The sequence below is a fragment of the Streptomyces antioxidans genome, assembly GCF_000968685.2.
GTDB classification, from domain to species: Bacteria; Actinomycetota; Actinomycetes; order Streptomycetales; family Streptomycetaceae; genus Streptomyces; species Streptomyces antioxidans.
In genome coordinates, this window is sequence record NZ_LAKD02000058.1 from 21,921 (window position 1) to 47,899 (window position 25,979).

Annotated in this window: 16 protein-coding genes; 5 read left to right on the plus strand and 11 right to left on the minus strand. The window is 71.3% G+C overall.

Annotation, left to right across the window (positions count from 1 at the left end; genetic code table 11):
* Positions 1-16: 16 nt before the first annotated feature.
* The 7 genes from VT50_RS23225 to VT50_RS23255 all read right to left on the minus strand — a co-directional run bounded on the left by VT50_RS23225 (position 17) and on the right by VT50_RS23255 (position 10,149).
* Positions 17-787 (minus strand): SDR family NAD(P)-dependent oxidoreductase, encoded by a 771-nt coding sequence (locus tag VT50_RS23225; RefSeq protein ID WP_046084407.1) that lies wholly within the window; start codon positions 785-787, stop codon positions 17-19.
* A 51-nt stretch (positions 788-838) separates the two neighbouring features.
* Entirely contained in the window at positions 839-2,929 is a 2,091-nt protein-coding gene (locus tag VT50_RS23230) for an alpha-galactosidase (RefSeq protein WP_046084408.1), read from the minus strand.
* Positions 2,930-2,964: 35 nt separating this feature from the next.
* Positions 2,965-3,819 (minus strand): carbohydrate ABC transporter permease, encoded by an 855-nt coding sequence (locus tag VT50_RS23235; protein ID WP_046084409.1) that lies wholly within the window; start codon positions 3,817-3,819, stop codon positions 2,965-2,967.
* Positions 3,819-4,754: a carbohydrate ABC transporter permease gene (locus tag VT50_RS23240; protein ID WP_046084410.1), complete on the minus strand. Its 936-nt coding sequence runs from the start codon at positions 4,752-4,754 to the stop codon at positions 3,819-3,821. The genes VT50_RS23235 and VT50_RS23240 overlap by 1 nt, the downstream gene beginning before the upstream one ends.
* 1 nt (position 4,755) lies before the next feature.
* Positions 4,756-6,048 (minus strand): ABC transporter substrate-binding protein, encoded by a 1,293-nt coding sequence (locus VT50_RS23245; RefSeq protein ID WP_046084431.1) that lies wholly within the window; start codon positions 6,046-6,048, stop codon positions 4,756-4,758.
* A gap of 116 nt (positions 6,049-6,164) precedes the next feature.
* Positions 6,165-8,378: a DUF8189 domain-containing protein gene (locus VT50_RS23250; RefSeq protein ID WP_046084411.1), complete on the minus strand. Its 2,214-nt coding sequence runs from the start codon at positions 8,376-8,378 to the stop codon at positions 6,165-6,167.
* 241 nt (positions 8,379-8,619) lie between these two features.
* Positions 8,620-10,149: a helix-turn-helix domain-containing protein gene (locus tag VT50_RS23255; protein ID WP_046084412.1), complete on the minus strand. Its 1,530-nt coding sequence runs from the start codon at positions 10,147-10,149 to the stop codon at positions 8,620-8,622.
* A gap of 121 nt (positions 10,150-10,270) precedes the next feature.
* On the opposite strand from VT50_RS23255, the gene VT50_RS23260 reads away from it, so the two are divergent.
* On the plus strand, positions 10,271-11,251 hold the full coding sequence (locus VT50_RS23260) for a DUF1648 domain-containing protein (protein WP_046084413.1): 981 nt from the start codon (positions 10,271-10,273) through the stop codon (positions 11,249-11,251).
* 1 nt (position 11,252) lies between these two features.
* A complete protein-coding gene (locus VT50_RS23265; RefSeq protein ID WP_046084414.1) occupies positions 11,253-11,612 on the plus strand; it encodes a GntR family transcriptional regulator in 360 nt (119 codons plus the stop codon).
* 6 nt (positions 11,613-11,618) lie between these two features.
* Here the strand turns inward: VT50_RS23265 and VT50_RS23270 are convergent, their stop codons facing one another.
* Together VT50_RS23270 and VT50_RS23275 are read right to left on the minus strand one after the other, a co-directional pair.
* On the minus strand, positions 11,619-12,188 hold the full coding sequence (locus VT50_RS23270; RefSeq protein WP_046084415.1) for a Uma2 family endonuclease: 570 nt from the start codon (positions 12,186-12,188) through the stop codon (positions 11,619-11,621).
* A gap of 90 nt (positions 12,189-12,278) precedes the next feature.
* Positions 12,279-13,178, minus strand: coding sequence for a LysR family transcriptional regulator (locus tag VT50_RS23275; RefSeq protein WP_046084416.1), 900 nt, complete (start codon positions 13,176-13,178; stop codon positions 12,279-12,281).
* A gap of 216 nt (positions 13,179-13,394) precedes the next feature.
* Here VT50_RS23275 and VT50_RS40020 point away from each other — a divergent pair, with 216 nt between their 5' ends.
* Both VT50_RS40020 and acnA read left to right on the plus strand, forming a co-directional pair.
* Positions 13,395-14,318 (plus strand): hypothetical protein, encoded by a 924-nt coding sequence (locus VT50_RS40020; protein WP_075200255.1) that lies wholly within the window; start codon positions 13,395-13,397, stop codon positions 14,316-14,318.
* Between the two features lie 299 nt (positions 14,319-14,617).
* Positions 14,618-17,335 carry an aconitate hydratase AcnA gene (gene acnA, locus VT50_RS23285; RefSeq protein ID WP_046084417.1) on the plus strand — a complete coding sequence of 906 codons (2,718 nt, stop codon included), beginning with the start codon at positions 14,618-14,620 and terminating at the stop codon, positions 17,333-17,335.
* An 87-nt stretch (positions 17,336-17,422) separates the two neighbouring features.
* Here acnA and VT50_RS23290 read toward each other — a convergent pair whose 3' ends face one another.
* Positions 17,423-18,412: a GNAT family N-acetyltransferase gene (locus VT50_RS23290; protein WP_046084418.1), complete on the minus strand. Its 990-nt coding sequence runs from the start codon at positions 18,410-18,412 to the stop codon at positions 17,423-17,425.
* Positions 18,413-18,642: 230 nt separating this feature from the next.
* Between VT50_RS23290 and VT50_RS23295 the strand changes: the two genes are divergently transcribed.
* Entirely contained in the window at positions 18,643-21,924 is a 3,282-nt protein-coding gene (locus tag VT50_RS23295; protein WP_046084419.1) for a GH92 family glycosyl hydrolase, read from the plus strand.
* A gap of 105 nt (positions 21,925-22,029) precedes the next feature.
* On the opposite strand, the gene VT50_RS23300 is transcribed toward VT50_RS23295, so the two are convergent.
* On the minus strand, positions 22,030-25,887 hold the full coding sequence (locus VT50_RS23300) for a GH92 family glycosyl hydrolase (RefSeq protein WP_046089273.1): 3,858 nt from the start codon (positions 25,885-25,887) through the stop codon (positions 22,030-22,032).
* Between the last annotated feature and the right edge of the window lie 92 nt (positions 25,888-25,979).

Genomic DNA, 25,979 nt, shown 5'->3' on the forward strand with positions numbered 1-25,979 from the left:
GAGCTGATCGCGGTGGTCATGCGGAGGACTTGACGACGCTCCAGCCGCCGTCCACGAGAAGACTCGCACCGGTGATGTACGAGGACTCGTGGGAGCCGAGGAAGGCGATGGCCGCGGCCACCTCCTCGGGGGTGCCGAACCGCCCGGCCGCGGTTTCTGCGACGCTGCGCGCACGGTCCTCGGGGGACACCCGGTCCCAGGCCGCCGTCAGGATCGGGCCGGGCAGCACCGCGTTGACCCGCACCTCGGGCCCGTACTCGACGGCGAGCTGCCCGCACAGCGACAGCAGCGCCCCCTTGGAGGCCGCGTAGGCGGGGTGGCCGGGGATGCCCTTGTGGGCATGGACGGACGAGGTCAGGACGACGGCTCCGCGGCGGGCGCGCAGATCGTCGAGGACGGCCCGGAAGCCGAGGAAGGCACCGGTGAGGTTGACGGCGAGCTGCCGCTGCCAGGAATCCAGGGACGTCTCGTGGGCGGGGGTGACATCGACCGTGTAGGCGTTGCTGACCAGCACGTCGACGGGGCCGAAGCTGCGGGCGGCGGCGGCGATCCGCCGCCAGCCCTCCTCCGTGGAGACGTCGGCGGTCACGAAGCGGGCTCGGCCGCCGTCCCCGCCGATCCGCTCGGCGACCGCAGTGCCGCGCTCCTCGGCGATGTCGGCGAGCACGACGGCGGCGCCCTCCTGGGCGAGGCGTTCCGCGGTGGCGGCGCCGATGCCGGAGGCGGCTCCGGTGACCACGGCGGTGCGGTCGGTGAAGCGGTCACCGCGGCGGCGGGGCTGTTCCATCGGGGGTCGGGCTCCTTCGCTGGACGTCGGGGGATGTGCCGTCGGCAGCCTCTACTGCCGCATCAGCACCACCAGTTCCGCATCATGGTCGGCGCTCCAGGCGAACGGCAGCCCGTAGTGCAGCAGATGGGCGCCGCTGTAGCTGGTCTCGGACGCGGCGTCCCGGTAGCGGGCGCCCGGGTCGAGGCCGCGCAGCCGGAGCCGGGCCGGACGCCCCGGGACGAGCGGGGCCCCGTCCAGGCGGCCGGTGCCGAGCGCGGCGACGACGGTGCGTCCGTCGGGTCCGTCGTACTGCACCCCGCAGGTGGCGTCCGCCGGACCGCCAAGGAGCCGGGCCTCGCCGAGGTGGATGACATCGCGCACCTCCTTGTAGCGGGCGATCCAGCGGGCGGCCTCGGCGCGCTGCCCGGCGTCCCAGCGGCGTAGGTCGGCGCCGATGCCCAGCACTCCGCACATGGCGGTGACGAAGCGGAAGGCGAGGCTGCGCGGACGGGGGTCGAAGACGCCGGGGGCGTCGGTGACCCAGGAGCTCATCACATGCGGGGCGTGGGCGTGCAGGAAGCCGTACTGGACGGCCAGCCGGTCCAGCGGCGCGGTGTTGTCGCTGGGCCAGACGACATCGGTGCGGGCGATCGTCGCGTGGTCGATACGTGCGCCGCCGCCCGCGCACCCCTCGACGGTGACCCGCGGGTGGGCGGCGCGCAGCTGGTCCAGGACGCGCAGATAGCCCGCCACGTGCTGGGCGTCGAGGTCGAGGCGGTCGGCGGGACCGGCGCCGGGCCGGCCGCGCTCGGTCGGCGGCCGGTTCATGTCCCACTTGAGGTAGCTGATGTCATGGCCGGTCAGCAGCCGGTCCAGGGTGGCGATGACGAAGTCCTGGACGTCGGTCCGGCCCAGGTCGAGCAGGAGCTGGTGGCGCACCAGCCGGGCCGGACGGCCGTCGATCCGGTACACCCAGTCCGGGTGTTCGGCGTACAGCGCGCTGCCGGGGCTGACCGCCTCCGGCTCGATCCACAGGCCGAAGTCGAGGCCCAGGGCGCGTACGTCCGCGACGAACCGGCCGAAGCCGTCCGGGAACGCCGCCGGGTCGGGGTACCAGTCGCCAAGGCCGCCGGTGTCGTCGGCGCGGCCGGTGAACCATCCGTCGTCCACGACGAACAGCTCGGCCCCGATGTCCGCCGCCGCCTTCGCCAGCTCCAGCTGGTCCGCCGCGCCGACGTCGAAGGTGGTGGCCTCCCAGGAGTTGTAGAGGACCTTGCGGGGGCGGTGCAGCCGCTCACCGGTCAGCCGGCGTTCGTAGCGGTGCCAGACGCGGGACAGCCCGTCAAGGCCCTCGGCGCTGAAGGCGCAGGCGAGCCGTGGTGTGATGAGGGTGTCGCCGGGCGCCAGCCGCACCTGGCCCTCGTGCGGTACGCGGCCCGCGCGCATCCGTACGGCGCCACCGGGTTCGGCCTCCGCGGTGAGGTGCCAGTTGCCGGGCCACTCCAGGGCCAGGCCGTAGGCGGGGGCGTCCTCCGGGTCCGCGGCGTCCTGGACCGCGAGCCAGGGCGCGTAGGCGTGTCCGGGCACGCCCTGGTGGCTGCCCATGGTGAACGTGCCCCTGGACAGGGTGAGTTGGGTGCGCTGGAACTCCTGGGACCACTGGCCCGCCAGATACGTCAGCCGGGCCCCGGCGGTGACGGGGACGTTCACGGCCGCCGAGTCGAAGCGCTCGAGCCACAGCTCCTCGTCGCCCGTGCAGCTGAGCTCGGTCCAGCGGTGGATGACGTCGGTGCCCGGCACGGTGGCGTAGCACAGGACCGTGCGCAGACCGAGCACATCGTCGGTGAAGGCGAGCCGCAGGCTCTCCGCCTCCCGCGCGGCCCCCTCGAAGGCCCACCACGCGCCGCGCTCCCCGCCGGGGCGCGCGGCCACCAGCTCGGCGCCGGTGAACGGCCGCAGCCCGTACGGCAGATACTCCGCGGGTGCCGCGTCGGCTGGGGTGATGAAGTGGGTGCGGTGCGACCAGTCCAGCGCGGACGGGCCGGTCTCGACGCCCAGCGGGCCCCAGGCCTCGAGTTCGGCCCAGGGGCCGTCCGGGGACAGCCGCACCGTGTAACTGGTGTGGTCGGTGTGCAGCGTCCAGCGCTGGTGCGGCGTCACTTCACCGCTCCGGGGCCGGGACCGGTCGTTTGTCGTCACTTCACCGCTCCCAGGTTGAGACCGGCCACGAAGTGGCGCTGGAACCGGAGGAAGACGGCCACGGTGGGTGCCGCGGCGATGACGGACCCGGCGGCGATCACGTTCCACATCGACACGAACTGACCCTGGAGCCCGATGAGGGCGGCGGTGATGGGCATCTTGGTGTCGCTGCGCAGCACCGTGATGGCCCACAGCAGATCGTTGAAGATCCAGGTGAAGGACAGGGCGCTGAGCGCGGCGAGGGCCGGGCGGCTGAGCGGCAGGATGATCCGCCAGAAGATCTGCCAGGGACCGGCGCCGTCCACGACGGCGGCCTGCTGGATCTCGGCCGGGATGGCCCGCATGAAGCCGTACAGGACGAAGACGTAGAAGCCGACGCCGAAGCCGATCTGCACACCGATCAGGGCGGGCAGGGTGTCGTACACGCCCATCAGCTCGCTCATCTTGGACACCGGGATCAGCAGGATCTGCGGCGGCAGCAGATTGCCGCCGAGCATCAGCAGCAGCAGGGAGCGGCGGAAGGGCACCTCGTAGCGGCTGAGGGCGAACGCGGCCATGGCGGCCAGCGCCAGGGTCACCAGGACGCACGGCACGGTCACGATCAGGCTGTTGATCAGGGCGCGCTGCTGGCCGCCGTCGCTCCACGCCTGCTGGAAGTTGCCGAGGGTGAAGGAGCGGGGCCAGCTGCCCAGTCCGTGGGCGGAGATGTCGTCGAAGGAGCGCAGGCTCGTCACCACGACCAGGGCGATGGGCAGCAGCCACAGTACGGAGAGCGCCCCGGCCCCGAGGTGGAAGCCGGCGGTGGCCGCGCGGCGCCGGCGCAGGGCCGCGGAGCTGCGAAGTGCCGTCATCAGTCGGCCTCCCGGAAGGCGCGGACGAGGTAGGAGGCGATGACGCCGAAGGCCAGCACGAAGATCACGACGGCCAGGGCGGAGCCGTATCCCAGGCGCAGGGACTGGAAGGCGGTGGAGTACATATAGGTGCTCAGCAGTTCTGACGAGTGGTAGGGGCCGCCCCGGGTCAGGGACCACACGACGTCGAAGGAGCGCAGCGAGTCGATGATGATCACCGAAAGGACGACGGCGTTGACGCTGCGCAGCTGGGGCAGCGTCACATGCCGGAAGCGCTGCCACCGTCCGGCGCCGTCCACCTTGGCCGCCTCGTACAGGACCGGGTCGATGCCCTTGAGCCCGGCCAGGTACAGCACCATCACATAGCCGACCTGGCGCCACAGAGCGGGCACGATGACCGCGTAGAGGGCGGTGTCCTGGTCGGCGAGCCAGGCATGGCGCAGGCTTTCCAGGCCGACCGACTCCAGGATCCGGTTGAGGACGCCGTCGGGCTGGTAGATGGCCTGCCAGACGAGGGCGGTGGCCACCAGGGAGAACACCACGGGCAGGAAGAGGGCGGCGCGGTAGAAGCCGACGCCCCGGCGCTCCTGCTGGAGGAGCAGCGCGGCGCCGAGGCCGAGCAGCGCGGACAGGCCGCCGAAGAGCACCAGCCACAGCACGGTGTCGACGGCCGCGGTGCGGAAGACCTCGTCGTGGGCCATCTCGGCGAAGTTGCCCAGGCCGACGAACTCGGGTGCCGAGACCCCGTCCCACTTGTTCAGGGCGAGGTAGAAGCCCTGGAGCGCGGGCCAGAACACCCACAGCGACTCGGCGAGCAGCGGGACGAGCAGGAAGGCGAGCACCAGCGGCGGGGTGCGCCGGGCCCCACGGGCCCGCCTGCCGCGGGGCCGGGGCGCGGCCGGGGAGGTGCGCTCGGGCGCGGTGAGGACGGCCACGTCACGCCTTCCAGATCTTCTCGGCGTCGCGCTGCCAGTCGGTGAGGATCGAACCGACGCTCTTCGGCTTGGCGAGGAACTTGGTCAGCGCGGTGTCCGCGGTGGGCTGGAGGGCGTCGCTCGAGTCGCGGTTGAAGAACTGCGTTATCTCGGCGGCCTCCTCGACATGCTTGCGGCCCTTCTTCACCAGCGCGGTCCCGGCGTCCTTGGCGTCGGGGTGGCAGGGCAGGACGGTGCCCGAGGAGCCCTTGATGTAGATCTCCTGGGCCTCGGCGGTGGCGAGGTAGCGCAGCAGCTCGAAGACCCCCTCGCGGCGTCCGGTGCGGGCGCTGGCGAAGTAGCCGTCCGTGGGCGCTTCCTCGGCGAGCGGGACCTTGGGGTCGATGACCGGGAAGCGGAAGAAGTCGATGTCGTCGAGTGCGCCCTTGGGCGCGGCGTCGGCGAAGAAGGTGCCGATGAGCATCATGCCGGTCCGCCCGGCGAGCAGCGCGGTCGTGGCGTCCTGGAAGGCGAGGGCGGTGCCGTCGGGGTCGAAGTAGGGCAGCGCCTCCTGCCAGCGGTCGAAGACCTTGCGCACCTCGGGGTCGTCGAAGCGCCGCTTTCCGGCGAGGAGCTGGCGGTGGTAGTCGGCGCCGTTGATCCGGATGTTGAGGTAGTCGAACCAGGCGGAGGCCACCCAGGGGGTGTTGCTGCCCGCGCCGAGGCCGATCGGCGTCACGCCCCTGGCCTTGAGCTTGTCGCACAGGTCGAGGAAGTCGTCCCAGCTCTTGGGCTCCTCGACGCCCCACTTGGCGAAGTTGGACTTCCGGTAGAACACGCCCCACCAGTAGTAGGTGCTGGGCACGAAGACCTTCTTACCGGCGGTCGAGGTGCACTGGGCGGTCAGCGCCTTGGAGTAGTGCTTGAGGTCGGGCGAGGAGGACCACACCTCGCCGAGGTCGAGCAGCAGGTTCTTGCGCGCGTACGCGTCCGCCACCGAGCCCGGGTACCAGGTGTACACATCGGGCGGGTTGGCGGAGGTCAGATAGGTGGGCAGCTGGGTGCGGAAGGTCTCGGCGGCCACGGTGTTGAGGGTGGCGCGCCCGGAGCCCTCCTTGGCGTAGGCGGCGACCAGGTCCTCCATCGCCGCCTTCGCCTGCGGCGCGGACAGGTTGGACTGGAAGGTCACCGCTCCGCCCCCGGAGGAGCTCTTGCCGGAGGAGGCGGAAGTGACACAGCCGCTGAGCAGCGCGGTGCTCCCGGCGGCGCCGAGGCCGGCGAGGAACAGCCGTCGGCTGGGGTGTGGGTACGTCATGAAGTGCTCCTTGTGGATCCACTCGACGGGCCCGGCCCCGCTGACGGGGCCGGGACGCGCTCGCGGCGGATCCAGGGTCGCGTGGCGCACGCACCACGTCAATATTAATTCCTAATTTATTTGAGTTGGGTTCGGTGTACGGATCCGTCGACCCCGCGGTACACGACGTCGACCACGCCGTCCGGACCCGCGACCGCCCCGAGCGCGCCGTCGAACGCGGCGCCGGGGAACTCCGGCCGCTTGCTCCACCCCTCCCAGTCGCCGTTCTCGTACCGCCGCTGCCAGAGCGTGTAGTCGGCGGCCCGCGCGTACAGCACCACCGCGTCGCCCACGGCGACCAGCGTCGGGCTGCCGCTCACCGACCCGCCGAGCGAACTCCACTCCGACCACTGCCCGGAGGCGTCGCGCGACCGCGTCCACACCTCGTCCGCCGAGGTCCGGACGGCCACATGGATCCGGCCCCGCGCGTCCACGACGGCCGACGGCCTGCCGTACGTCGGCCGGTCGCCCGGCGCGCCCAGCGACGACCAGCCGGCCGACGGCCCCCGCTGGCTGATCCGTCCGTCCGCGCCGCGCGCGGTCAGCGTCCAGTGCGACCCGTCGGTGAACGCCACCGAGGGCGCGTCGGTCAGCCTCCCGCCGAGGTCCTGCCAGCCGCCCCAGCGCCCGTGCGCGAACACCCGCCGGTACGCCCGGGAGTCGGCGCCCCGCACGAAGACGTCGATCCGCCCGCCCGCCGAGGCGTGGGCGGCGGGCTGGCCGAGGATCCTCCCGTGCGCCGGGCCGCCGAGGTCTCGCGTCCGCGGCCTGCCGTCGCCGCCCTCGCTGTGCTGGACGAGGGTGCCGCCCGGTCCGCGGAAGAAGGTGGTCAGCGCGTCGCCTTGGCGTACGACGGCCGGACTCGCCGAGGCCCGCTCGCCCAGGTCCGCACCGGGGAGCGCGTCCGCGCCGGTGAGCGTGAGGAACGCGGTGCCGTGCGCGGGCACCTCGACGGTGTACGACCCGGTGTGCGTCCCGCGGTCGGCACGCGCCCGCAGGTCGCGCACCGCGACCGGGCCGCCCAGCGCCACATCGGAGAAGGCCACCGTGCGCTCGGCGGGCCGGTCCGAGCGGTTGAGCAGGACGACGGCGCGCCGCCCGTGGCCCGAGAGGACCTTGCTGTAGACGTCGCCGACGGAGTCGGTGGCCACCCGCACGCCCTGGACGGCCAGCGGGTCCTGGTCAACGGCGATGATCTCCGGGTTGCGCAGCGTCCTGAGCATCGCGTCGGAGAGGGTGCGGGGGTCGGAGCCGAGGACGAGCGGGGAGCCCATCTCGGCCCACATCACCAGCTGGGTGGTGGACTCCTCCTCCGTCAGCTCCAGCGAGCCGTCGGCCATGCGGCGCATGGGGATGAGGTAGTCGGGGTCGTTGTAGTGACCGGGCCCCTGCGCCTCGGGGTGCCAGGCGTTGGCGTCCATGTTGCGCAGTACGTTGGGCCACTGGCCGGGGCTCGGGGTGCCCCAGGCGATATCGGTCCCGGTGCGCCAGGAGTCCGCGATCGTCGGGGCGAAGGCGTAGGAGTTGTGGGCGTCCTGCTCGGGCGTGTGCGGCAGGCCCCAGTCGTCGGTCAGCGGATTGCACAGGTTCAGCAGCATCCGGCGCCCGGACTTCGCGACCGCGTCGCCGAACTCCTCGAAGGCCGGGCCGGGATCGAGCTTCTCACCGATGCCGCACAGGAAGTCGACCTTGATCGCGTCGATCTTCCAGTCCGCGAACTGCCGCGCGTCCTCGGTGTAGTGGCCACGGCTGCCGAGCCCACAGCTCTTGCCGCCGTCGTAGGTGCCCGCGTCGGTGTAGATGCCGGCCCGCAGACCGCGCTGGTGCAGATACGAGACGAGGGCCGGGATGCCGGAGGGGAAGCGGTCCGGGTGGGCCACCAGCCGCCCCCGCGCATCACGCGGGTCGTCGGCCTGCCAGCCGCCGTCCAGCCACACGATGTCATAACCGCTGTCGCGCAGCCCGCTGCTGACGATCCGGTCGGCGACCGCGCGCACCTCCTTCTCGGTGGGCGCGCCCAGTCCGTAGTACGTGTTCCAGCCCATGTAGGGCGTCGGGGCGAGCCCGCTGTCGTAGTAGTCGGGCGCGCCTTGGTCCACGGTGGGCGCCTTCTGGCCCATGGCGGGTGCCTTCTGACCTACGGCGGGTGCCTTCTGGCCCATGGCGGGCGCGGCCGTGGCCGTGGGGACCGCGGGCGCGGCCGTCGCCAGGACCACGGCGATCGCGGTCGCGACGGCGCCGCGGGTGAGGGTGCGGTGGTGGGGTCTCCGTGCGGGCTGGGATGACGTCACGTGCCTCTCCCGAGGGGTGGGAAGCGGAAAGGAGACATGACGCGGCGGCCCTCGGACGGGCGTCGGCGGCGTCACGGCGAAGACTGTGGCCCGTGGCCGAAACCCTGTCAAGAATTATTCCTAATTTATTTAAACAGCCCCCGCTCGCGCCGCGGACCGCGACGACGCCATGCCGCACCCCACCGAACCCGCCTACGCGCGGGCCCCGGTGGGGTGCGGAGGTCTGCCCCGACAGGGGCTCTCAGATGTCGCGGAAGGTCTCGATCTGGGCGCCGATCGAGTTCAGCCGCTCCGCGAGGTCCTCGTAACCGCGGTTGATGACGTACACGTTGCGCAGTACCGAGGTGCCCGGCGCGGCCATCATCGCCAACAGGACCACCACGGCGGGGCGCAGGGCGGGCGGGCACATCATCTCGGCGGAGCGCCAGCGGGTGGGGCCCTCGACCAGGACGCGGTGCGGGTCGAGGAGTTTGACGTGGGCGCCGAGGCGGTTGAGCTCGGTGAGGTAGATCGCGCGGTTGTCGTAGACCCAGTCGTGGATCAGCGTCGAGCCCTGGGCGGCGGCGGCGATCGCCGCGAAGAAGGGCACGTTGTCGATGTTGATGCCCGGGAACGGCATCGGGTGGATCTTGTCGATGGGGGCCTGCAGCTTGGACGGGCGGACGGTGAGGTCGACCAGCCGGGTGCGGCCGTTGTCCGCCGCGTACTCCAAGCCGCGCTCGTGGTCCAGCCCCATCTCCTCCAGGACGGCCAGCTCGATCTCCAGGAACTCCACCGGCACCCGGCGGATCGTCAGCTCCGACTCGGTGATGACGGCGGCGGCCAGCAGGCTCATCGCCTCGACCGGGTCCTCGGAGGGGGAGTAGTCGACATCGCGGTCGATGCGGGCCACGCCGTGGACGGTCAGCGTCGTGGTGCCCACGCCCTCGACCTTGACGCCCAACTCCTCCAGGAAGAAGCAGAGATCCTGGACCATGTAGTTGGACGAGGCGTTGCGGATCACCGTGACGCCGTCGTGCCGGGCGGCCGCCAGCAGCGCGTTCTCGGTGACGGTGTCGCCGCGTTCGGTCAGCACGATGGCTCGGGTGGGGGCGACCGAGCGGTCGACGTGGGAGTGGTACATCCCGTCGGTGGCGGTCACTTCGAGGCCGAAGGGGCGCAGGGCGGTCATATGCGGCTGCACGGTGCGGGTGCCGAGGTCGCAGCCGCCCGCGTAGGGGATCCGGAAGCGGTCCATCCGGTGCAGCAGCGGGCCGAGGAACATGATGACGCTGCGCGTCCGGCGCGCGGCCTCGGTGTCCATCGCCTCGAGGTCCAGCTCGGCGGGCGGCACGATCTCCAGATCGGCACCGTCGTTGATCCAGCGGGTGCGGACGCCGATGCTGCCCAGGACCTCGAGGATGCGGTAGACCTCCTCGATCCTGGCGACCCTCCGCAGCGTCGTACGGCCCGCGTTGAGCAGCGTGGCGCACAGCAGCGCCACGCACGCGTTCTTGCTCGTCTTGACGTCGATGGCCCCGGACAGCCGACGGCCGCCGACCACCCGGAGGTGCATCGGGCCCGCGTAGCCGAGGGAGACGATCTCGCTGTCCAGCGCCTCGCCGATCCTGGCGATCATCTCAAGACTGATGTTCTGGTTTCCCCGCTCAATGCGGTTGACCGCGCTCTGGCTTGTGCCGAGTGCCTCCGCGAGCTGGGACTGGGTCCAGCCCCGGTGTTGACGGGCGTCACGGATGAGCTTGCCGATGCGTGAGAGGTAGTCGTCAGTCATGGAGAAGAGGCTATCTCACATATGAGATGCCCGCGCGACGGGGGAGATGGGTGGAGTGACGGCTCTCCACTCGGTATTGTTCTATTAGTATGCAAACAAATGGTGAGGAGAAGGGGTCCCCATGCGCTCTGCCCGGTGGCGTGTGCTCGTTGCCGTTCTGCCCTCTGTGCTGGCGTGGGCCGTGGTCCTGGCGACTTTCGTCGGGCTCCGCGACCGGCTGCCGGATACGCTCGCCACGCACTTCGGCGCGGACGGCAAGGCCGACGGATTCACCGGTACGGGTGCGTTCCTCCCGGTAATGACCGCCTTTCTCCTCGGCTCCGGCGTCCTCACCCTCGTGCCGATCCTCCGCTCGGCCAAGGGCCTCGGTGCCCAGCGGTTCGCGGTCGCCCTCGGCTACAGCATGTCCGGGCTGCTGGGCTACGCCTTCGCCGCTCTGCTCTTCGCCAACGCCGATGCGGGCGCCGGCGCCGTCCGTGCCTCCCGTGCCTCCCTGCCTCTGTGGCAGCTGGGCATCACCTTCGCCGTCGCGGCCGTCATGGGCGCGCTGGGCTGGCTGATCGCGAGCCGGGACACGGCGTCCGCGGCCGAACCCGGGGAGCGGGCCGCCGCACCCCGGCTGCCGCTGGCCAAGGGCGAAGTGGCCACCTGGACGCGGACCGTCGGATCGCCCGTGCTGCTCGCCGTGGGGGCGGGGACCGCGCTGCTGGGCGCCGTGCTGACGGCCGTGGGGGCGGGGACGGGGGCGTGGCTGATCGTCATCGGGCTGGTCTCCGCGGTGCTGGCCCGCTGCCGGGTGACCGTCGACCGCCGGGGCCTCGCCGTCGCCTCGTGGTGCGCCCCGCGGCCCCGGGTGCGGATGCCGCTGGACCGGATCGAGCGGGCCACCAGCCGCGAGGCCACGGCGCTGAGCCTCGGCGGCTGGGGCTACCGGATCCGCGGCGGGGGCAGCGCGCTGGTGTTCCGCTCCGGCGACGCGCTGTTCCTGACGCTCGCCACGGGCCGGGAGTTCGCGGTGACGGTGGACGACGCCGCGACCGCCGCCGCGCTGCTCAACACCCTGATCGAGCGCGACCGCCGCGCGACGGGGGAGCGCGGCTGAGATGCTCTTCCGCGTCGACCCCGGCTCGGCGGTCCCGCTGGCCGACCAGATCGCCGCCTCCGTGCGCGGCGCGATCGCCGACGGCGCCGTACGTCCCGGCGAACGCCTCCCCGCCGCCCGCGCGCTCGGCGAATCCCTCGGCGTCAACGTCCATACGGTCCTGCGCGGCTACCAACGGCTCCGCGAGGAGGGCCTGATCGAACTCCGCCGCGGCCGCGGTGCGGTCGTCACCGGCGACCAGCCCACGGCCCGCGCCCGGCTCCTGGAGGGCGTCCAGGGCCTGGTGGACCAGGCCCGCGCCCTGGGCCTCTCAGACGAGGAGGTCCTGACCCTGGTCAGAACCCGCCTCGCGGGCGGCTGAGCCCCCTCAGAACTCGGCGGTGTCCAGCTCCAGGCCGAACGGCTCCGGGAGCGGGAGCGCGGCGCCAAAGGGATGGGGGCCGTCCACCTTGGTGTAGCCGAGGCTGCCGGGCACTGAATAGAGCGTGCAGGCGCGCTGCTGCCGGTCGACCAGGAGGTACAGCGGCGCGCCGTACTCCGCGTACCGGCGCCGCTTGACCACCCGGTCGGTGTCTCCGTTCGAGTCGGAGGTCACCTCGACGATCAGGAGGGTCTGGTCGGGGAGCAGGGCTCCAGCGCCTTTGGCGAGCTCGCGTGGCACAACGGCCAGATCCGGTACGTACCAATTGCTGCTGCCCGGCAAGTCCAGATTTCCTGACCCGGCCCTGCAGTCGAGCTTGCGCATGACCGGCCCGATCTGTTCACGGATCACGTCGGCGGCGTTCTCGTGGTCCCATGTCGGTGACAACCGTTCGATGACCCCCTCCACGATCTGCACCCGGTCATCCCCCCGGATGTGCTGGATCGCGTACTTCAATGCGGTTTCGGGGTCGTCGGCCGCATACGAGGCCGTTTCCGAATGGGGTTGCGCGCTCATCGGTCCTCCACCTGGCGACGTAGCTGCGGCATGACGACTGCGCAAGGTCTATCGCAATCCTCCACGGGCAGGGGCAAATGTGCCCAGTAGTCACCCATACCGGTGACGGTCCCCCGTGACCACCGCCGCCAGCGTCCGGGCCGGGCCGTCGACCGCGGGGCCGTGGAGGAGTTCGGTGCGGTGGACCAGGCGGGGGGCGATCAGGGGGGCCGTGACGATGCCGGGGGTGCCCTTGGCGGCGGGGTGGGGGAGGAGGACCAGGCCGTGGCCCGCGGCGGTGAGGGCCAGGAGGCCGCGTACATCGGTGCCCTCGTACGTCACCGAGGCGCGGAAGCCGTCGGTCCGGCTGACCGCGCGCAGCTGCTCGAGCGGCATGGCGGCGTCCGGGGCGTCCAGCCACCGGGCATCGGCGAGGTCGGCCAGCCGCAGGCCGAGGCGGCGGGCCAGCGGGTGGCCGGTGGGCAGGGCCACCACCAGCGGGGCCTCCGCGACCGTGACCGCGGTGAGCGGGCCCACCTCCGGCAGCGGCAGCGCGTCGGCGGCGGTGGCAGGGCCGTCGACCAGCCCCAGGTCCAGGGTCCCGGACGCCACCGCGGCCGGGATCTCCCGGCGCCCGAGGATCCGCAAGTTAGCCTTGGCCGCCGGATGCGCCCTCCGCACCCGGTCCAGCGCCGTGGCGATTCTCGGCGTCATCGCCAGCGGCGAGGCCCCCACGACCAGCCGTGCGGCCCCCGCCGCCGAAAGCCGCTCGACGTCGGCCCGCGCCGCGTCCAGACGGAGCAGCAGCGGACCGGCGTGTTCCAGCAGCCGGGCACCCGCGCTGGTGAGCATGACCGGCCGCCGGGTCAGCAGCGGCGTCCGCAGATCCGCTTCGAGGGACGCGATGTGCTCGGAGACGGCCGCGGGGGTGAAGCCCAGCTCATGGGCGGCATCGGAGAAGGATCCGCAGCGGGCCACGGAGATGAACGTGCGGAGCAGATGCGGGTCCATGCCAGCAGTATCGCGGTGGCGGGGACGGCTCAGTCGGCGATCACCCTTACAGGTGAAGACGAGTGATTGTGCGTGAGCACCGATGCCCCGGCCGCCCTCGGACCCGTGTCCTGTCACCGTGAAGGTTGAGCGACGCGCGACGCCGTTCGCGACGAACGGATCCTGCGTCGCGTTGAGAGTGCGGCGGTTGTCGTACTGCGAAGGCACAATCGACGCATGTCTGAGAACTTCGTCGACCTGGGGAAAGTCAATGCGCCGTCGGGTGTGCTGGTCCTCGGCATGGCCGGGTGGATCGACGAGTGGCGGGAATTGGGCCAGCCCCTGTCCGAGCGCGCCAGGGCGGCCGCGGCGACGGGAGGGGGTCATCTCCGTGAGGGTTTCTGCGAGGCGGTGGCCGTTCCGGCGGCCGATGACCGGCCTTTGACGGTGCGGGCGAGCACCTCGCCGTCTCCGTTCGACGGGGAACCGACGATCGCGACCCTGGAGATCGGTCTCGCTCTCCCGTGGCCCGAGACCGCGGACCGGCGGGTGCCGGTCCGGCTCGGGGACCTGCCCGTCGACCGGTGCGGCATGGTTGTCGGCGATGCCGCGGGGCTGGACGCGTGGACGGGATTGGGCGCCGAGTCGGTGGACGGGCTCGCCGATGTCTTCTACTGGGGCCTGTACGCGGACGACGCACATGCGCGGTTCGGTGGTGAGCGGATCGCTCGGCACGGCGTCGACGGGCCACACGGTTGGTTGGACCTCCCGGTGGCTGAGGCGGCCGCACGCGCGGCCGAACTCACCGCCTGGCGCGACCGCCTCCACGGCAGGGGCCTCATCGTCTCGGTCGACGAGCACACCGATTTCCACCGCTTCCAGCGGGCCGGATGGCACCACCCGCTCCACGTCGGTGCGATCGACGTCGGCGGTTGCCAGGTGCTCGGCATCGAATGGGACCAGGGTGACCACTCGATCAGGCACAACGGCGAGCGGGAGGCCGACCAGGTCTACGCGGTCACGCTCGGAGCCGACGAGACGGGAACCATGGTGATGCGATGGACCATTCCGCCCTACGACCACGACCACGACCACGACCACGACCACGACCACGACCACGACCACGACCACGACCACGACCACGGCGACGAAGACGGGTGACGGGCCCCGAGACACGAGCTGCGGAATGGCCCCGCTCCACTCCTCGGGGCGGCGGGTCGCCGTCGTGCCAGCACAGCCAGCCCCACTGCGAGCGATCACGGGCGACACCAGGGCAGGACATGACCGCACGGGGGCGATGTATTAGAGTTATCTCGACATCGAGATATCTGCTGGAAGGCGCATCGCCGCCCCGTGCCGGTAAGGCTTACCTAACTTAGCCCTACCTTAGCGGATTGGCCCGGGCATGTGACGGCAGCATTGCGGTGGTACGCGCGAAATCATGCATGAAGGAGACTGTCGTGTCGGCGAACAGCTTCGACGCCCGCAGCACCCTGCAGGTGGGCGACGAATCGTACGAGATCTTCAGGCTGGACAAGGTCGAGGGGTCGGCCCGGCTCCCTTACAGCCTCAAGGTGCTGCTGGAGAACCTGCTCCGCACCGAGGACGGCGCGAACATCACCGCCGACCACATCCGCGCGCTGGGCGGCTGGGACTCGCAGGCCCAGCCCAGCCAGGAGATCCAGTTCACGCCGGCCCGCGTGATCATGCAGGACTTCACCGGTGTGCCCTGCGTGGTCGACCTCGCCACCATGCGTGAGGCCGTCAAGGAGCTCGGCGGCGACCCGGCGAAGATCAATCCGCTGGCCCCGGCCGAGCTGGTCATCGACCACTCCGTGATCGCCGACCGCTTCGGCACCCCGGACGCCTTCACCCAGAACGTGGAGCTGGAGTACGGCCGCAACAGGGAGCGGTACCAGTTCCTGCGCTGGGGCCAGACCGCCTTCGACGAGTTCAAGGTCGTCCCGCCCGGCACCGGCATCGTCCACCAGGTCAACATCGAGCACCTGGCCCGCACCGTCATGGTCCGGGGCGGCCAGGCGTACCCGGACACCCTGGTCGGCACCGACTCCCACACCACCATGGTCAACGGCCTCGGTGTGCTCGGCTGGGGCGTCGGCGGCATCGAGGCCGAGGCCGCGATGCTGGGCCAGCCGGTCTCCATGCTGATCCCGCGCGTCGTCGGCTTCAAGCTCACCGGCTCGCTGCCGACCGGCACCACCGCCACCGACCTGGTGCTGACGATCACCGAGATGCTGCGCAAGCACGGCGTCGTCGGCAAGTTCGTCGAGTTCTACGGCGAGGGCGTGTCCTCCATCCCGCTGGCCAACCGCGCCACCATCGGCAATATGTCGCCGGAGTTCGGCTCCACCGCCGCGATCTTCCCCATCGACGGCGAGACCATCAACTACCTGAAGCTCACCGGCCGCAGCGAGCAGCAGCTCGCGCTCGTCGAGCGCTACGCCAAGGAGCAGGGCCTCTGGCTGGACCCGGCCGCGGAGCCGGACTTCTCCGAGAAGCTGGAGCTCGACCTGGCGACGGTCGTCCCGTCCATCGCCGGTCCCAAGCGCCCGCAGGACCGGATCATCCTGGCCGAGGCCGCCGAGAAGTTCGCCCAGGACGTCCGCGCCTACGCCCCCGTGGCCGACCTGGACGAGGCGGGCGTCGAGTCCTTCCCGGCCTCCGACGCCCCGGCCGTCTCCAACGGCGCGCCCACCAACCCGACCCCGGTGATCGCCCCCGACGGCTCGCAGTACGAGATCGACCACGGCGCCGTCACCGTCGCCGCGATCACCTCCTGCACCAACACCTCCAACCCGTACGTCATGGTCGCGGCCGCCCTGGTGGCCAAGAAGGCCGTCGAGAAGGGGCTCACCCGCAAGCCCTGGGTCAAGACCACCCTGGCCCCCGGGTCCAAGGTCGTCATGGACTACTACGACCGCGCGGGGCTCACCCCGTACCTCGACAAGCTGGGCTTCAACCTCGTCGGCTACGGCTGCACCACCTGCATCGGCAACTCCGGCCCGCTGCCGGAGGAGGTCTCCAAGGCCGTCAACGAGGCCGACCTGGCCGTCACCTCGGTCCTCTCCGGCAACCGCAACTTCGAGGGCCGGATCAACCCCGACGTCAAGATGAACTACCTGGCGTCCCCGCCGCTGGTCGTCGCGTACTCCATCGCGGGCTCCATGAAGGTGGACATCACCAAGGACGCCCTCGGCGTCGACCAGGACGGCAACGCGGTCCACCTGAAGGACATCTGGCCCTCCGAGAAGGAGGTCGAGGAGGTCGTGGCCTCCGCGATCGGCCAGGAGATGTTCAACACCAGCTACGCCGACGTCTTCGCCGGTGACGCCCAGTGGCAGTCGCTCCCGGTGCCGACCGGCAACACCTTCGAGTGGGACCCGGAGTCCACCTACGTCCGCAAGCCCCCGTACTTCGAGGGCCTGACGATGGACCCGGCCCCGGTCGAGGACATCGCCGGTGCCCGTGTGCTGGCCAAGTTGGGCGACTCGGTCACCACCGACCACATCTCCCCGGCCGGTGCGATCAAGGCCGACACCCCGGCCGGGCAGTACCTCACCGGGCACGGTGTCGAGCGGCGTGACTTCAACTCCTACGGCTCCCGCCGGGGCAACCACGAGGTCATGATCCGCGGCACCTTCGCCAACATCCGGCTGCGCAACCAGATCGCGCCCGGCACCGAGGGCGGCTTCACCCGCGACTTCACGCAGGAGGGCGGGCCGGTCTCCTTCATCTACGACGCCTCGCAGAACTACCAGGCGGCCGGGATCCCGCTGGTCATCCTGGCGGGCAAGGAGTACGGATCCGGCTCGTCCCGCGACTGGGCCGCGAAGGGCACCGCGCTGCTCGGCGTCAAGGCCGTCATCGCCGAGTCGTACGAGCGCATCCACCGCTCGAACCTCATCGGCATGGGCGTGCTGCCACTCCAGTTCCCCGAGGGCGGCTCGGCGGAGTCGCTGGGCCTGACCGGCGAGGAGACCTTTGAGATCACCGGCGTCACCGCGCTCAACGAGGGCGGCATCCCGGAGACCGTGAAGGTCAGGGCAGGTGAGGTTGAATTTGACGCCAAGGTGCGCATCGACACCCCCGGCGAGGCGGACTACTACCGGAACGGCGGCATCATGCAGTACGTGCTGCGCTCGCTGATCCGCAAGTAGGCGCCGCCCAGCGGCTCACGGCAGCGGCGGCGGGCCGCACCCCCGGGGCGGGGGTGCGGCCCGTCCGCGTACCAGCCGCCCCGCCGGTCAGAGGAACGTCCCCGAGGGGATGTACGGCTCCGGGGGCGGCATGCCGCGCAGACACACATAGCCGCCGGTGGACAGCTCGAGCCCGGCCTCAAGACCCACGTCCACCGCCCACTGCTGCTCGGCCGTCAGCCCCGGGACCCGGGCGTCGGTGCCCTCCGGTAGGCACAGCAGCGCCGCGGTCAGCAGCCGCTTCGCCAGCCGTCGGGAGGTCGCGGCCAGCAGCTCGACCTTGCCGTCCTCGGCCACGTAGCAGTAGCCGCTGCCCGCCAGGTCGTCCACCACCAGCAACCGCCGTTGGCTGAGCAGCAGTTCGTGGTCGGCGCCGTGTGCGCCGCCCCGGGTGCGGCGGTCCACCGAGTCCAGCAGGTCCCGGTGGCGGGCCACGCCCTCGTGCACCGCGCCGTCCGGCGGGGGCAGCCGCTCCTTGGTCTCCGGTCCGACCGTGCCGCGCAGCCGCATCGCCGGGTGGAGCGCGAAGCCCGCCCGCCGGTAGGTGCCCGCCGCACGCGAATCCTCCGATCCGACGATGATGCCGCGCAGACACCCCCGTCCGTACAGCAGCGCCGCGGCCAGCAACTCCCGGCCGACGCCCTGCCGCTGAGCCCGTGGCAGCACCGCGAACACCGACAGCCCCCAGGTGCCCTCGCGCCGGGCCGACACCGCCACGCCGAGCGGCATTCCGGCCTCGTCCAGGGCGAGCCAGCAGCCGCCAGGGTCGGTGCGGGCGAGATGGCGGTTCCGCTCGTGGACCTCGGCCACGTACGACGGCGGCCATCCGTCCTCGCCCGCGAAGGCGGCCGAGTCGCCGAGGGACGTCGAGCGGCCGCGGGCGGCGGAGCCGTTGGGGGCGGTCGAGTCCCCGGAAACGGCCGAGCCTCCGAGGGCGGCCGAGCTCCGGAGGGCGGTGGAGTCCCCGAATGCCGCGGCTATCACCTCCCATGCCGCCTCGGCGTCCTCGTCGGTGTCACGTAGCTGGCGGAGGATCATGCGCCCATGATGGCGCGTGCGATGAGCGATTGTCGGTACGTGGTGGCGGCTTGCTCGACCGGCGAACGCGACAACGTTGTCAAGCTGGCTGTATCGATCAGTACGCCGTTAACCGGGTGTCCCTGTCAAGACCTCCCCGCACCCTTACGGCCGACGCCCCCCGTGCGGTACGGTCCCCACGGCTTGCTCGACCCGGCGATCGCGGCCCTTCCGAACAAGGTGGGACCGCAATGCCCTCAAGACCCCTGGCCGCCCTGGCGGCCGCGGCCCTGACCGCGGGGCTCCTCGCCACCGCTGCGCCCGCGCCCGCGTCGGCCGCCCCGCCGCCGCCGCTGGTCAAGGACCCGGCGGCGTACGTCGATCCGCTGATCGGCAGCTCGGCCGGCGGCAACACCTTCCCCGGTGCCGTCGCGCCCTTCGGCATGCTGTCGTGGAGCCCGGAGAACACCCGCGGCGACGCCACCCGCACCGCCGCGCCCGGCGGCTACCACTACGACGCCACCCGCGTCCGCGGCTTCAGCCTCACCCATATGTCCGGCACCGGCTGTGCCGGCGGCGCGGGCGACATCCCCTTCTTCCCCCACGTCGGCGAGGTGACCTCCTCACCCGCCGCCGACACCAAGGACAAGGTCTACGCCTCCGGCTTCAGCCACTCCGACGAGACCGCGGAACCCGGCCGCTACAAGGTCTCCCTCGCCTCCGGCGCCGGTGCGGAGCTGACCGCCACCGCCCGCACCGGCTCGGCCCGCTTCACCTACCCCGCGGACAAGACCGCCTCCCTGCTGATCCGCACCTCCTCCTCCGAGGTCGGCAGCTCGGCCGCCGACCTCACCATCGACCCGGCGCACCGCACCGTCTCCGGCTCGGTCACCAGCGGCAACTTCTGCGGCTATCTCGACCCCGAGGGGCGCCGCAGCTACTACACGCTGCACTTCACCGCCACCTTCGACACCGCGTTCACCGCCCAGGGCACCTGGCGGGACGGCACCCTGCGGCCCGGCACCACCAGCGCCGAGGGCGGCTCCGGCGGCTATGGCAGCGACGGCCGCCCGGTGGCCGGGAAGGGCTCCGGCGGCTATCTCCAATTCGCCCCGGGCACCCGCCGGGTGGGCGTCAAGGTCGGCATCAGCTATGTCAGCGACCGGGGCGCCCGGGCCAACCTCGCCGCCGAGAACCCGCCGCGGCGCGGCTTCGACCAGGTGCGGAGCGCGGCGTATGACGCCTGGCGGCGGCAGTTGTCGGCCATCCGGGTCGGCGGCGGCGCGGACGCGGACCGCACCACCTTCTACTCCGCGCTCTACCACTCGCTGCTGCACCCCAACGTGATCAGCGACACCGACGGCCGCTACCGGGGCAGCGACGGCGAGGTGCACCGGGTGAGCCGGGGCCACCGGGCCCAGTACGGCACCTTCTCCGGCTGGGACGTCTACCGCTCCCAGCTCCAGCTGCTCACCCTGCTGGAGCCGGACAAGGGCTCGGACATCGCCCAGTCGCTGCTGAACCTCGCCCAGCAGAACGGCGGTGTCTGGGACCGCTGGCTCCAGGGTGCCTCGGGGACGCACGTGATGAACGGCGACCCCTCGCCCGCCGCCCTCGCCGGGATCCGGGCCTTCGGCGGCGGGGACTTCGACCTCGACGCCGCCCTCGACTCGCTCGTCAAGGCGGCCACCGAGCCGACGGAGAAGGACCTCAGCCCGGCGGGCAAGCCCATCATGTCGGTCGGCCAGCGGCCCTCCCTCGACACCTACCTCAAGCTGCACTACATGCCGTCCGTCTCCAACGCCTGGGGCGGCGCGGCCGAGACGCTGGAGATGTCCGGCGCCGACTTCGCCCTCTCCCAGCTGGCGCGGGCCGCGGGCCGTAAGGGCACCGCCGAGACCTTCGCGCGCCGCGCCCAGTGGTGGCAGAACAACTTCAACGCCGCCGCCGACCCCAAGACCGGCGGCTATGCCGCCAACCGTAAGGCCGATGGCAGCTGGGTCACCGGCTTCACCCCGGCCACCGGCAACGGCTTCGTCGAGGGCACCAGCGCCCAGTACACCTGGATGGTCCCGCACAACCCCGCGGGGCTCTTCGCCGCCATGGGCGGTAAGGACGCCGCGGTGAAGCGGCTGGACGCCTTCTTCCACGACGCCGACGGGGGCTGGGCGCTCACCGGGGCGGGCGGCGAGAAGTCCGAGCTGGACAACGAGCCCTCGATCAACGTCCCCTACCTCTACGCCTACGCCGGGCAGCCGTACCAGACCCAGGAGACCGTGCGCGCCGCGATGCGCCAGCTGTGGACCACGAAGTCCGACGGCATCCCCGGCAACGACGACCTCGGCGAGATGTCGTCCTGGTACGTCTTCTCCGCCCTCGGCATGTATCCGCAGGTGCCCTCCCGCGCCGAACTGGTCCTGGCCTCGCCCCTCTTCCCGCGGATCGAGATCGACCGCGGCGGCCGGGACATCTCCATCCGCGCCCCGCAGGCCGCGCCCGGTGCGCCGTACGTCCAGGCGCTGAAGGTGAACGGGCGGGCGAGCGACCGCCCCTGGCTGCCGGAGTCCTTCGTACGGCACGGCGGCACGCTGGACTACACCCTGTCCGACGCCCCCGACCGCGCCTGGGGCTCGGCCCCGTCCGACGCCCCGCCCTCCTTCCGCGAGGGTGAACAGCCGTACCAGATCGGGGTCGGGCCCACCACGGGCACGCTCGCCCCGGGCGACGGCCTGACCGTGAAGGTGGCCGCGGTCCCGGTCAGCGAGGGCGACCGCCCCGAGGTGCGCTTCACCACCGAAGCGCCCGAAGGGATCACCGCCGCACCCGGCTCCGGGACGGTGGGCCCGGACGGCACGGCGGAGATCTCGCTGCGCGCGGGGAAGGACACGGCCGAGGGGTTCTACGACGCGAAGGTGACGGTGACCAGCGAGGACACCGAAGTCGTCCAGCCGATCACCCTGACCGTCGCCGCCCCCGGCTCACTGCTTGCCGCGTACAACAACGTCGGCGCGACCGAAGACGCCGGGGAGCATGAGGAGGGCGACTACGACGGCGGCGGCTGGAGCTACTCCCGCCAGGCCCTCGCCGCCGCCGGCCTCGAACCGGGCGCCAAGGGAACCACCCAGGGCCTGGACTACACCTGGCCCGCCTCCCCGGCGGGCCGCCCCGACAACGCCTCCACCACCGGCCAGACCCTCACCCTGCCCGAGTCCACCGCGCTCTCCTTCATCGGCAGCGCCGTCAACGGCGACCAGAAGGCCACCGCCAAGGTCACCTACACCGACGGCACCTCGGCCGAGGCGGACCTCTCCTTCACCGACTGGACGGTGGGCGGCGGCGCCGGAACGGTCCAGTACGGGAACGTGACCCTCGCCGAGACCGCGTACCGCAACATCAGCGGCGGCGACAAGGACGTGGTGGACGCATACATCTTCGCCACGAAGGCGTTCCACGCCCCGCAAGGCAAGACGATCAAGAGCGTCACCCTGCCCGACAACGCGGATCTCCACGTCTTCGCGGTCGCCCGCGACTGAGCGCGTCACCGCGAAGAGCGGCGATCCGCGATCGAGTGAGGCGAGGGCGAGCGCCACCGGCGCTCGCCCTCGCCTCACTGGGTTTCGAGTGCGAAGGCGCGCGGCTCAGCTCAGGAGTTCCACCTCCGCCAGGGTCGCCTTGGCGGTCGGCACCAGCCGGTAGTGGGCGTACGTACCGGGGGTGCGCACCGAGAAGGCGCGGGTCTGCTTGTCCCAGCTGAAGGACTCTCCCGACCTCCGGTCCAGGTCCTTCCAGCTCTTGCCGTCACGCGAACCCTGGAGCACCCATCCCGCCGGGGCCTTGCTCCGGTCCGACGAGGTCAGGGTGTACTGCACCGCGCGGCCCGCCTTCGTGACCGGGAGGTTCACCGAGTCGAAGGTGGCCTCCGTCCCCGAGGCGTTGTCCAGCAGCGCCGTACCGCCGCTCGGCACCGTCAGGTCGTGGCGCGGGGTGGGCACCTCGTCGTCCTGGGTGATGGAGGACGGCGCGGCGTTCTTCCCCGTGCCCCAGGCCGACGGCTTCGGGCCCATCGCGAACTCCAGGGTGCCGCCCTTGGCGATCACCGAATGCGGCAGCGCGGTGGAGTTCCACGCCTTGCCGTTGACCTTCAGACCCTGGACGTACACGTTCCGCGCGCTGTTGCGCGGGGCCTTGACCACGAGGTCGCGGCCGTTCTCCAGATGCACCGTGACCTTGGTGAACTGCGGTGATCCGATCGCGTACTCCGAGCCGCCCATGACCAGCGGATAGAAGCCCAGCGAGCTGAAGAGGTACCAGGCGGACTGCTCGCCGTTGTCCTCGTCACCGTGGTAGCCCTGGCCGATCTCACTGCCGGTGTAGAGGCGGGAGAGCACCTCGCGCACCTTCTCCTGGGTCTTCCACGGCTGGCCCGCCGCGTCGTACATGTAGGCCACATGGTGGGCGACCTGGTTGCTGTGGCCGTACATGCCCATGCGGACGTCCCGCGCCTCGGTCATCTCGTGGATGACGCCGCCGTAGGAACCGGCGAACTCCGGCGAGGCGGTCTCCGGGGTGGAGAAGTAGGTGTCCAGCTTCTTCGCCAGACCCGCCCGGCCGCCGTAGAGGTTGGCCAGGCCCCGGCTGTCCTGGGGCGCGGTGAAGGCGTAGCCCCAGCCATTGGTCTCGGTGTAGTCGTAGCCCCAGATCCGGGGGTCGTACTCATCGGAGGGCACGCGCCACTTTCCCCCGGCGTCCTTGCCCTGGAAGAAGCCCGCCTTGTCGTCGAAGAGCGAGACATAGCCCTGCGCACGGTGCAGGAAGTACTCGGACTCCTCCTTGTAGCGGGCCTTCTTCGTCTTCGCGTAGAGCGCCTTGCCCATGTTGGCGATGCCGAAGTCATTGAGATAGCCCTCCAGCGCCCAGGACAGCCCCTCATGGGTCTCGGTGCTGGTGTAGCCCAGGAAGGGCGAGGAGGCCATGCCCTTGCGGCCGACGCCCGACGAGGGCGGCACGGTGGTGGCGTTCTTCAGCGCCGCCTCGTACGCGGCCTCGGCGTCGAACCGCACGCCCTTCAGATACGCGTCGGCGAAGGCCACGTCCGAGCTGGTGCCGGTCATCAGGTCGGCATAGCCCGGTGAGGACCAGCGGGATATCCAGCCGCCGTCCTTGTACTGCTGCACGAAGCCGTCGACCATCGTGCCCGCCCGCTTGGGGGTGAGCAGGGAGTAGGCGGGCCAGGTGGTGCGGTAGGTGTCCCAGAAGCCGTTGTTGACGTACACCTTTCCGTCGACGATCTTCGCGCCGGTGTGGGTCGGGGTGTTCTCCCCGGTGGCCGGAGAGAAGGCGCTCGCGTACTGGTGGCGGGGCCTCGCCGCCGTACCCGTGTTCTCGAAAGCGGAATTGGGATAGAGGTACAGCCTGTAGAGGCTGGAGTAGAGCGAGGTGAGCTGGCCGCGGTCCGCGCCCTCGACCTCGACCCGGCCGAGGATGCTGTCCCACTCCACCTGGGCGGCCCGCTTGACCTGCCCGAACGACCGCGACGCGGGCAGCTCCCGGTCGAGGTTGGCCTTGGCCTGGTCGACACCGATCAGCGAGGTGGCGAGCCGGAGGGTGACCGTACGGTCCTTCCCCGGCTTGAAGCGGAAGTAGCCGGTGACATCCTTGCCGCCGCCTCCGTCCAGCTTGCCGCCCGCGCTCACCGGGGTGTCGAAGACCCCGTAGACGAACAGTCGGCTGGCGCCGGTGGACAGGCCGCTCTTGACGTCGGAGTAGCCGCTGACGACGCCGTGCTCGGCGTCGAGGGTCAGCCCGCCGTTGTTGTTGACGTTGTCGAAGATGACGCTCGCGTCCTCGCCCGGATAGCTGAAGCGCATGGCCGCGGCGTGGTCGGTGGGCGCCATCTCGGCCTTGAGGCCGTTCTCGAAGGTCACCCCGTAGTAGTAGGGGCGCGCGGTCTCCTGCTCGTGGTGGAAGGGGAGCGCGCGGGCGGTGCGCCCGGCGTCGGGGGTGCCGGCCGCCCCGGACGGCATCACCTGGAAGGTCTGCCGGTCGCCCATCCAGGGGCTGGGCTCATGGCTGGCGCTGAACGACTGGATGGTGGGGAGGTTGTCGGCGTTGTTGGCGCGGGCGTACTGGTAGAGCCAGTCGGTGGAGCCCGCGTTGGTCACCGGCGTCCAGAAGTTGAAGCCATTGGGGACGGCGGTGGCCGGGAAGTTGTTGCCGCGCGAGAAGCTGCCGCTGGAGTTGGTGCCGCGGGTGGTCAGGGCGTAGTCCGACAGGTGTGCCAGCGGCTTCTCCGGCGCCTTGGGGGCGATGGAGATGTCGTCCACCCAGCCGCGGAACTGCGCGGGGCCCTTGGGGGAGTCGTAGGCCACGAGGATCCGGTCGACGGTCTTGCCCGCGGCGACCGCGCCGATCCGGGACTCCTTGTGGTTCCACTGGTTGACGTAGAGCGTCTTGGAGTCGGCCTGGCCCCGCGGGCTCATCCGGGCGCCGTGCTGGTCGACCGCGCCGGGCAGCTCGCTGAGGTAGCTGCCGTCGGTGAACGCGAGGTCGACGGAGACATGGGTGGCCGGGTAGTCGAGGTCCGTCTCGGTCATCGACGGGAAGATCCGGTAGGACAGCCGGGTGTCCCGGGTGACGGCGGTGTCGACGTCGAAGACCTTGTTGTACGAGTACGCCCGGCCGTCCGGCTTGTGGGTGCCCGCGTAGCGCAGGGCACGGGTGCCGGTGAAGCCCGCGTTGGGCTTGGCGGTGGGGGAGCCGGTCGGGCCGCGGTCGGTCTGGGTCTGCATGTCGGAGGCCGCGGGCGGCGTGGTGTCGCCGTTCGCCAACTGCACCTCCGCGAGCTGGACGATGTCGTCCCCGGCGTTGCGGGTGATCTCCAGCCGGAAGTGCCGGTACGCCGTGGAACTGCCGAAGGAGAACTCCCGCGTCTGCTGGCGGGATGAGAACTCCTGGTCCTCACGGGTGTCCAGCGTCGTCCAGTCGGAGCCGTCGGCCGAGCCCTTGAGGGTCCAGTCCTTCGGGTCCCGGCCGGGGGCGTCGTTGGCGGAGGTGAGGGCGTAGCGGACGGCCTCCACCGGCTCGCTCAGGTCGAACTCGAGCCAGCCGGTGGTGTCGAAGGTCAGCCACTTGCTGCTGGTCTCACCGTCGACGAGGTTCTCCTTGATCTCCCCGCCGTCGGTGTTCTCGCCGCTCGCGCGGACCTCGGTGACCTTGTCGGTGACATTGCCGGGGATCCCGGAGGAGTAGCCTCCGTCGACTCCCGACGCCTTCTTCCTTCCGTCGGGTCCCGTCTCGACCGTGTTCCGCCAGTCGGGCTGGGGATCGCCCGACTCGAAGGACGAGGCGAAGGTGCGGTCGGCGTGGTGCGCGGAGTCCGGGCGGGCGGGGGCGGCGACCGCACCGCCCTGGGCCGTCACCGCCAGCAGGACGGCCGCCACCAGGGCGGCCGGCCGTCCGATCCCACGCCATCGTCTCTGGGGTCGTCTCTGTCGCATACTCAGCCTCTCAACGAGTCTGACAACGTTGTCCACTGGGTCGGGCAGAGATAAGTAGGGAGGCAGGGGGAGGGCGGTGTCAAGGTTGCGGA

What these genes read in the sequence shown, in the direction of transcription:
- VT50_RS23225 (WP_046084407.1), bottom strand. Translation starts at nt 787, where the DNA reads ATGGAACAGCCCCGCCGCCGCGGTGACCGCTTCACCGACCGCACCGCC.
- VT50_RS23235 (WP_046084409.1), bottom strand. Translation starts at nt 3,819, where the DNA reads ATGACGGCACTTCGCAGCTCCGCGGCCCTGCGCCGGCGCCGCGCGGCC.
- VT50_RS23245 (WP_046084431.1), bottom strand. Translation starts at nt 6,048, where the DNA reads ATGACGTACCCACACCCCAGCCGACGGCTGTTCCTCGCCGGCCTCGGC.
- VT50_RS23255 (WP_046084412.1), bottom strand. Translation starts at nt 10,149, where the DNA reads ATGACTGACGACTACCTCTCACGCATCGGCAAGCTCATCCGTGACGCC.
- VT50_RS23260 (WP_046084413.1), top strand. Translation starts at nt 10,271, where the DNA reads ATGCGCTCTGCCCGGTGGCGTGTGCTCGTTGCCGTTCTGCCCTCTGTG.
- VT50_RS23265 (WP_046084414.1), top strand. Translation starts at nt 11,253, where the DNA reads ATGCTCTTCCGCGTCGACCCCGGCTCGGCGGTCCCGCTGGCCGACCAG.
- VT50_RS23270 (WP_046084415.1), bottom strand. Translation starts at nt 12,188, where the DNA reads ATGAGCGCGCAACCCCATTCGGAAACGGCCTCGTATGCGGCCGACGAC.
- VT50_RS23275 (WP_046084416.1), bottom strand. Translation starts at nt 13,178, where the DNA reads ATGGACCCGCATCTGCTCCGCACGTTCATCTCCGTGGCCCGCTGCGGA.
- VT50_RS40020 (WP_075200255.1), top strand. Translation starts at nt 13,395, where the DNA reads ATGTCTGAGAACTTCGTCGACCTGGGGAAAGTCAATGCGCCGTCGGGT.
- VT50_RS23290 (WP_046084418.1), bottom strand. Translation starts at nt 18,412, where the DNA reads ATGATCCTCCGCCAGCTACGTGACACCGACGAGGACGCCGAGGCGGCA.
- VT50_RS23295 (WP_046084419.1), top strand. Translation starts at nt 18,643, where the DNA reads ATGCCCTCAAGACCCCTGGCCGCCCTGGCGGCCGCGGCCCTGACCGCG.
- VT50_RS23300 (WP_046089273.1), bottom strand. Translation starts at nt 25,887, where the DNA reads ATGCGACAGAGACGACCCCAGAGACGATGGCGTGGGATCGGACGGCCG.